This window comes from Alcanivorax sp. HI0044, assembly GCF_001634945.1.
Map to the genome: position 1 here is coordinate 1 of NZ_LWEZ01001384.1, position 7,375 is coordinate 7,375.

At 58.3% G+C, this 7,375-nt stretch carries 10 protein-coding genes; 5 read left to right on the forward strand and 5 right to left on the reverse strand.

Features of this window, described 5'->3' with window-relative positions:
• Nucleotides 1-102: 102 nt before the first annotated feature.
• On the reverse strand, nucleotides 103-1,611 hold the full coding sequence (locus tag A3730_RS20435; protein ID WP_063538795.1) for an NAD(P)/FAD-dependent oxidoreductase: 1,509 nt from the start codon (nucleotides 1,609-1,611) through the stop codon (nucleotides 103-105).
• 233 nt (nucleotides 1,612-1,844) lie between these two features.
• Nucleotides 1,845-2,243, reverse strand: coding sequence for a hypothetical protein (locus A3730_RS20440; RefSeq protein ID WP_156496714.1), 399 nt, complete (start codon nucleotides 2,241-2,243; stop codon nucleotides 1,845-1,847).
• 178 nt (nucleotides 2,244-2,421) lie between these two features.
• On the opposite strand from A3730_RS20440, the gene A3730_RS20445 reads away from it, so the two are divergent.
• A complete protein-coding gene (locus tag A3730_RS20445; RefSeq protein ID WP_063520584.1) occupies nucleotides 2,422-2,664 on the forward strand; it encodes a hypothetical protein in 243 nt (80 codons plus the stop codon).
• 13 nt (nucleotides 2,665-2,677) lie between these two features.
• Here the strand turns inward: A3730_RS20445 and A3730_RS20450 are convergent, their stop codons facing one another.
• The 3 genes from A3730_RS20450 to nudE are packed head-to-tail and all read right to left on the reverse strand — an operon-like array spanning nucleotide 2,678 to nucleotide 5,029.
• Entirely contained in the window at nucleotides 2,678-3,565 is an 888-nt protein-coding gene (locus tag A3730_RS20450) for an alpha/beta hydrolase (protein WP_063520583.1), read from the reverse strand.
• A 44-nt stretch (nucleotides 3,566-3,609) separates the two neighbouring features.
• Complete coding sequence (gene cysQ, locus A3730_RS20455; protein ID WP_063520582.1) at nucleotides 3,610-4,422, reverse strand: 3'(2'),5'-bisphosphate nucleotidase CysQ; 813 nt, start codon at nucleotides 4,420-4,422, stop codon at nucleotides 3,610-3,612.
• A 58-nt stretch (nucleotides 4,423-4,480) separates the two neighbouring features.
• Entirely contained in the window at nucleotides 4,481-5,029 is a 549-nt protein-coding gene (gene nudE, locus A3730_RS20460; RefSeq protein ID WP_063520581.1) for an ADP compounds hydrolase NudE, read from the reverse strand.
• A 56-nt stretch (nucleotides 5,030-5,085) separates the two neighbouring features.
• On the opposite strand from nudE, the gene yrfG reads away from it, so the two are divergent.
• The 4 genes from yrfG to A3730_RS33085 form a co-directional block, all read left to right on the forward strand.
• The gene (gene yrfG / locus A3730_RS20465) at nucleotides 5,086-5,739 is read left to right on the forward strand and encodes a GMP/IMP nucleotidase (protein ID WP_063538797.1); all 654 of its coding nucleotides are present in this window, start codon (nucleotides 5,086-5,088) and stop codon (nucleotides 5,737-5,739) included.
• A 21-nt stretch (nucleotides 5,740-5,760) separates the two neighbouring features.
• Nucleotides 5,761-6,147 (forward strand): RNA-binding S4 domain-containing protein, encoded by a 387-nt coding sequence (locus A3730_RS20470; protein WP_063521713.1) that lies wholly within the window; start codon nucleotides 5,761-5,763, stop codon nucleotides 6,145-6,147.
• Between the two features lie 45 nt (nucleotides 6,148-6,192).
• Complete coding sequence (gene hslO, locus A3730_RS20475; RefSeq protein WP_063538799.1) at nucleotides 6,193-7,050, forward strand: Hsp33 family molecular chaperone HslO; 858 nt, start codon at nucleotides 6,193-6,195, stop codon at nucleotides 7,048-7,050.
• 170 nt (nucleotides 7,051-7,220) lie between these two features.
• The coding region (locus A3730_RS33085) for a transposase (RefSeq protein WP_156501275.1) at nucleotides 7,221-7,375 on the forward strand (155 nt) is incomplete at its 3' end.

Here is a 7,375-nt window from a genome sequence, read left to right on the forward strand (position 1 = left end):
GTTTGTTCTGGTTGTAAATGAAAAAGCCGCGCCCAGATTCTGGACGCGGCTTTTTCATTTACGCTCAACATCAATTCAAGCGCGCTATCGCGCGTCGCCTGCTCAGCCAGTCACAGAGCCGATCATCGACGCCACCAGCCCTTTCTTTTTGCCCTGCTGGTAATTATCAAACTCCAGAATACCGTCATCGATGGCGCCGAAACGTAACTTGGGCAAATCGACCATGTAGTTCTGCACTACCATCCACGGCTGCTTGGAGCCCTGGCGCGGCAAACGGTCATTGGCGCGCTGGATGTAACCGGACTGCATACCAAGGAAGTTTTCGTCGGTGATGCAGTTCTCCTTGTCACGCGGGATCACCGTCTGGGCACCGGTCTTTTCCATATGATTGAGCAGACGGCAGACATACTCACACACCAGGTCCGCTTTCAGGGTCCAGGATGAGTTGGTGTAACCGAACACCAGCGCCATGTTAGGCACATCGCGCAACATCATGCCTTTGTAGACCAGCGACTCACGCGGTTCCACTGGCTTGCCATCGATGGTGCCTTCTACCCCACCGAGCATCTGAATATTCAGCCCCGTGGCCGTGATAATGATATCGGCTTCCAGCTCCTTGCCGGATTTAAGCAGAATACCGGTTTCGGTAAACCGCTCGATGTGATCGGTCACCACTTCGGCCTCACCCCGGCGCAAGGTCTTGAACAAGTCACCATTGGGCACCGCGCACAAACGCTCATCCCACGGATTGTAGCTGGGGCGGAAATGGGTCATATCTACATCATCACCCAGCTGACGCTTGGCGGCAGCCAACAGGGCACGACGAACCAGCTTGGGACGCTGCTTGGACAATTTGAAGATCAGACGCTGAAGGCCGATGTTCCGCGCCCTCGCCAACCGGTAAACCATCATCTCCGGCAGGAAACGACGCATGCCCACCGAGATCGGGTCCACTTCCGGCACCGTAGCAATATAGGTCGGCGAACGCTGCAGCATGGTGACCTGGGCGCCCTCTTTGGCCATAGCCGGCACCAGCGTCACAGCGGTAGCGCCGGAACCAATCACCACCACTTTCTTGCCTTTGTAATCCAGATTTTCCGGCCAGTGCTGCGGATGCACCACCTGGCCTTTGAAGTCTTTCTCACCCGGGAAATCCGGCTTGTAGCCTTCGTCGTAGTTATAGTAACCACTACAGGAGAACAGGAAGTTAGCGGTATAGGTTTCCTGTTCGCCGGTTTTTTCGTTGGTGGTTTCCACCGCCCAATGATTGTCAGCACTGGACCAGTTCGCCTTGATTACCTTGCGGCCAAAACGGATATGTTTTTTGACGCCGTACTCTTCCGCCGTGTCTTCCACGTACTGGCGAATAGAGTTGCCATCGGCCAGCACCTTGGGCTCGGTCCAGGGGCGAAAGCTGTAGCCCAGGGTGAACATGTCGGAATCAGAACGAATGCCCGGGTATTTGAAAAGATCCCAGGTCCCGCCGATACGTTCACGGCGTTCGAGAATCGCGTAAGTGCGATTCGGCGCCTTGCGGGTCAAATGGCAAGCGGCACCAATACCGGAAAGGCCGGCGCCAACAATCAGTACATCAACGTGTTTATTGGACATATTCTTTACCTCCAGCCATTCAGGCTGCCAGATCCTCGCAGTGCAAACATTGACATTGCTCAATGGCACGGTTCAATGGATGACAGAATAGCCGTACTGGAGGGGATGAGAAAAGGCCAAAACGGGCCGTTAATTGGCTCTGGAGCCCGGAAAAACTGCCGCTACGGACGAAAGCGAGGCGCAACCGGCATAAACACTGGCGTTAGCCGCTCCGCCAAACAAGGCCACCTTGATCAGTAACGGCCAGCGTTCTGCTCCAGGCAGTCCTGTTTGAAGGCTTGAATCATGTAACTCTGGGTCCGACGCTGGGTAGCATACTCCGGGTAGGCCCACAGCCGTCGGTCGTTCTCCACTCGGCGCGGCTGGTAGCTGATGCCTTTACTGCGCAACAACTTGTCCGTTAGCGCATCGCGCTGATCACTGCCCAGGTTGGCAGCCAACTGGCGAACACAGGACTCATAGCCGGCAATCAAGGCAAACTGCTCGGCGGAGTAATTGAAATCATCCGCCCTTACTGTTGCAACCAGGCTCAGCAACAGCGCCACCCGCCCCAACCAGCAGACCACCCCTTTGCGGCCTTGCCGCCCTGTCACTCGCCCAGGTTCATTTATCTGCATATGGACATTACTCATTGATTTTCATAGAAATCTGGTACATCAGAACCAATGTCAAAGTGCCATTATTTTTTTGTGACCTTTAACACACTGGTTACATAACCGGGTGTGCATACTCGCTTCTGGCCTCGGGGGAGGCCACCCCGGGCACCGCCAATACGGTCCCGCCAATGACTATAATGAAACGGGTACTGGCATGTTAAACCTTGAAAACCTGTGGCATACCGCAGCAGCACACCCCTGGCTCTGGATTCCTCTTTCCTGCGCAGCCCTGATTAGCCTGGTGCTGTGGAGCGGTCGCATTCGGCAACCCAGCGCCGTTAACCTGCTGGCCATTGGCCTGGTGCTGCCCGCCATCAACCTGAGCCTGGTGGCGACCAGCGCGGTGATGGTCTCCAACCAGCTATCGCTGGATTTGGCAGCCCTTCTGCCTTTTTAAGTACCTTGAGCGTTTAGCCTTCCAGGTCCCGCAAAAACGCCAGTTGATCCGCCAGACTGATCTCCCGGGCCTCACCCTGATAGACATCAAAATGGCCCACCGGGTAGCGCTTCACGCTGGGCCTTGCCATGGCCGCGGCCGCTTTTTCTGCGGCGCTGGCCGGCGCCACCGTATCGGTTTCGCAAATCAGGATCAGCGCCGGGCAGGTGACCCTGCTGGCCTGAGCCACCGGCCGGAATAGCGGCAACGCCAACGCGATCCGCCCCGCCACTTCATTGGGCACATTGTCCGGCATCAGCGCGGTATAGCCGTCATAGGCGTCATGGCTGGACATGGCAGCAAGCTCACCAGGCCGACCGGCTGAAGGCAGCATTTTCGGCCCCAGCCCCAACGCACTGCTGCCCACATCCCACAGACCAATGCCCGTCATTTTCAGCGCCTGCCCAATGCCGGCATAACGAATTACCTCCAGCACCGATGCCATGCCATCCATCATCGGGCACTGGGCAATAATGCCGGCCACCGATTCACGAGCGGCCACCGCTGTGACCAGGCCGCCACCGAAGGAAGTGCCCCACAGCACGATGCGTTGGTTATCCACTTCATCCAGCTTGCGCACACAGGCCAGTGCTGCCTGCCAGTCCGCCACTTCCCGGTTGGGTAACAGCACCTGCCGCGGCATCCCCTCACTTTCGCCAAAGTGGCGATAATCGAACAGGAATACCGCATAACCGGCTTGCACAAAGGCGTCGCGAAACGGCGCCAACCCGCATTCCTTGGTGAGCCCAAAGCCGTGCCCCATAACCACCGTCAGGAAAGGCCCCTCGCCTTCCGGCAGGTAAAGATCTCCCCGGCAGGACTGCCCCTCGCTGACAAACCGCAGTTCACGCATTGCGCTCATGGAAACTCCTTGGTTTTTTGCGTCTGACGTCTGACGTCCGACATTCACCCAATCGCCGCGGCGATAAAACGCCACTCTTCAATACTCTGCCCCAACACCAGGAAGTGCGGGTTGAGAATATCTTCCTTGTTGTACTGCAGCGGCTCGAAGGCGGTGTTCACCACTACGCCACCAGCGGCGGCTACCACCGCATGGGCGGCGGCGGTATCCCATTCGCTGGTGGGAGCCAGACGCGGGTAGATGTCCGCGCTGCCTTCCGCCACCAGGCACAGTTTCAGGGAGGAGCCCATGGAAGCGCGCTCCACTTCACCAATTTCTTCCCGGATAAAGGCTTCCAGCTTTTCCACCGCCTCGCCACCATGACTACGGCTGGCCACCATCACCACCGGGGTGGTGCGGGCACGGCATTGAATCGCCCCGCGGTCACCGTTGTGCTCTTTAAAGGCACCCACACCCTGACCACCCAGATAGGTCACCGCCGTTACCGGCACATGCACCACGCCCAGTACCGGGGTATCGCCTTCCACCAGGGCGATGTTCACGGTGAACTCGCCATTACGCTTGATGAATTCCTTGGTGCCATCCAGCGGGTCCACCAGCCAGAAACGCGGCCAGTCCTTGCGATCCGCATAGGCAATGCCGCCGGACTCTTCGGAAAACACCGGAATCTCCGGTGTCAGCGCCTGCAGGCGGGCTTCAATGATCTTGTGCGCCGCCATATCCGCCTCGGTAATGGGCGACTTGTCATCCTTGGTTTCTACCCCCAGATCATCACGCTCATAGACGTCAAGAATCGCTCGCCCCGCTTCACGGGCAATCTCGGCAAGCGGGTCCAGCAGGGCATTTAAGTCGGTCATTTCTTTTTCCTGTGATTCAGATTTTGGCACCTGCAGGAGCGGCGCTCCTACAGCTCAATTATCGACGTTGCTCCAGCAACCGCTTGGTCATTAATAACGCTGCGATCACCCGCGCCTCGGTCACATCGTCCCGTTCTATCAAACGATCCAGCTCTGACAGTTTCCAGGTGAGCACTTCCAGCTCTTCCGGTTCATCGCCGGGCAGGGATTCTTCGTAGAGATCTTCAGCCAGCACCACCTTGATGCGGTGGCCCATATAACCCGGCGACAGGGTCATGTCCTTCATTAGCGTGAGACGGCGAGCGCCGTAACCCGCCTCTTCCTTCAACTCCCGGTTGGCCGCGTCGCGCCAGTCTTCACCGTGTTCGTAAGCTCCCTTGGGCAGGGTCAACTCATAACTCTCTGTCCCCGCGCCATATTCCCGAATCATCACCACGGTGTCGTCATCCAGCAACGGCACCATCATCACCGCCGCAATCGGCGGCGTACGCAGGCGCTCGTAGGTGCGCTCCACGCCGTTGGAAAAGCGCAGGTGAAGTTCTTCGATCCCGAACAGGCGGCTCTTTGCTATCAGCCGGGTGTCGAGAATCTCCGGTTTCTCATCCATAATTACCTCTGAGCCCGCTATTGCAGGCAAGACTAACCCGAACACGCAGGAAATTCATGATTGACTGGCAATCCGTCGACACTGTGCTGCTGGATATGGACGGCACCCTGCTGGACCTGCACTTTGACAACTGGTTCTGGCAACAACACGTGCCCGACTGCTACGCCCGGCAACTGGGTCTGGAGCAGGCCGAGGCCAACCGCATCATCCACGACTGGATCACCAGCCACCAAGGCACCCTGAACTGGTACTGCCTGGATTTCTGGACCGCCGAGCTGGGTCTGGAAATTGCCGGCTTGAAAAGAGCCGCCGGCGACCGCATCTCCGTGCGGCCGGGAGCCGAAGCCTTTCTGCAACATCTGCAAGACTCGGACAAGCAAGTGATCATGGTGACCAATGCCCACCGCGATGCGCTGCATTTAAAGATAGAGCGCACCGGCATTGACCAGTATTTTGACGAACTGGTATCCAGCCACGACTACGGCCACCCCAAGGAGGCCCAGGCGTTCTGGCAGCACCTGCAGCGACACCTGCCCTTCGAACCGGGCCGAGCCCTGCTGGTGGACGACTCCTTGCCAGTGCTGCACAGCGCCCGGCAATACGGCATCGGCCAGCCGGTGAGTATTCTGCACCCGGATTCCAGCCTGCCCAAACGGCTTGATACGGACCCGTTCCCGGCCATTGATGATTTCCTGGCCGTGCTGCCCTGACGGCCAGGTGTGGGGAAACCGATGGAAAGCGTACGCATAGATTCCTGGCTCTGGGCCGCCCGGTTCTTCAAGACCCGCACCCTGGCCAAAACCGCCGTGGAAGGCGGCAAGATCCACATCGATGGCAACCGCACCAAGCCCAGCAAGGCGGTGCAACCCGGCCAGACGGTGACCATTACCAAGGGTACCGAACATTTCGAGGTCATCGTCCGCGATCTGAGTAGCAAGCGCGGCCCGGCCAAGGTGGCCCAGACGCTCTATGAAGAAACCCCGCAAAGCGTGGCCAAACGGGAGATGAACAGCGAACAGCGAAAACTGGCCCGGGCCGCCACCGCCGCCCCGGACCACAAACCCAGTAAAAAGGAACGCCGGGATATCCAACGCTTCAAGCGAGACAATCTCGAATAACGATTTTCACGGTGACGTCACCGCGACCAACCTCAGGACATCATCATGCAAGACCACAAGCAGCGCTTCCTTTTCCCCGACTCCGACATTCGTGGCGAGCTGGTACAGGTAGAAAGCAGCGTCAGCCGTATCCTTGAAGGCCACAACTACCCGCTGGCCGTACAGGGGCTGATCGGCGAGGCCGTGGCCGCCGTGGCCCTGCTGGCCAGCACCCTCAAATTCAAGGGCCGGCTGGCCCTGCAGGCCCAGGGCAAGGGCCCGGTATCGCTGCTATTGGCCGAATGCAGCCACGACGGCGAGCTGCGCGCACTGGCCCGCCACAGTGACGGCCAGGACTGGAGTCATGGCGACATTCAGACACTGATCGGCGAAGGCACCATGGTGATTACCATCACCCCGGATCAGGGCCGCCAGTACCAGGGCATCGTCCCGCTCAGCGGCGACACCCTGGCGGCATGCCTGCAAGGCTATTTCCAGCAGTCCGAACAGCTACCGACCCGCCTGTGGCTCGCCAGCGGCAACAACCGCGCCGCGGGCCTGTTATTGCAACGCCTGCCCAACCAGCTTGCCACCACCGACGGCAACAACCAGATGTGGGAACACCTGGATGCACTGGCCAGCACCCTGCAAATGGAAGAACTGCTGAATCTGGATGACCAAACTATCCTCCACCGGCTGTTCCATGACACCCCGCCCCAGCTACCGGACGCCCAGCCACTGCAATTCGGCTGCACCTGCTCCCGGGATCGTAACCGCAATGCACTGATTTCCCTGGGCAATCAGGAGCTGCAGCAATTACTGGACGAAGACGGCGAGGTGACTCTGACCTGTGACTTCTGTCGTCACCAGGAGCATTTTGATGCCGTGGATCTGGCGGAGATGATCAAAGCAATTGACAGTTGATAGTGGACAGTTGACAGCTCCTCAAATGATCTCGGCAATTGCTTGTTTTTAAAGGACCGCACCAGAAACCTGAGCGCGGCCCTTAACGTTTCAGTGAATCTACTCCCCCTCCACCGCGGCGCTGGAATGCCCCGGAAAAAGTAGACACCTTCATTTGGAGAGAAGGTGTCATGAAATACAAAGCCAAGCGCTACTTCAGCGATGATTTCAAACGCGAGGCCGTGCAGGCCTCGCTATCCACCACGCAGACACAGTCCGCACTAGCTGGCAAGCTAGGCATACACCCAAAGTTGTTAAGCCGCTGGCGAAGAGAATGGATTGTGAC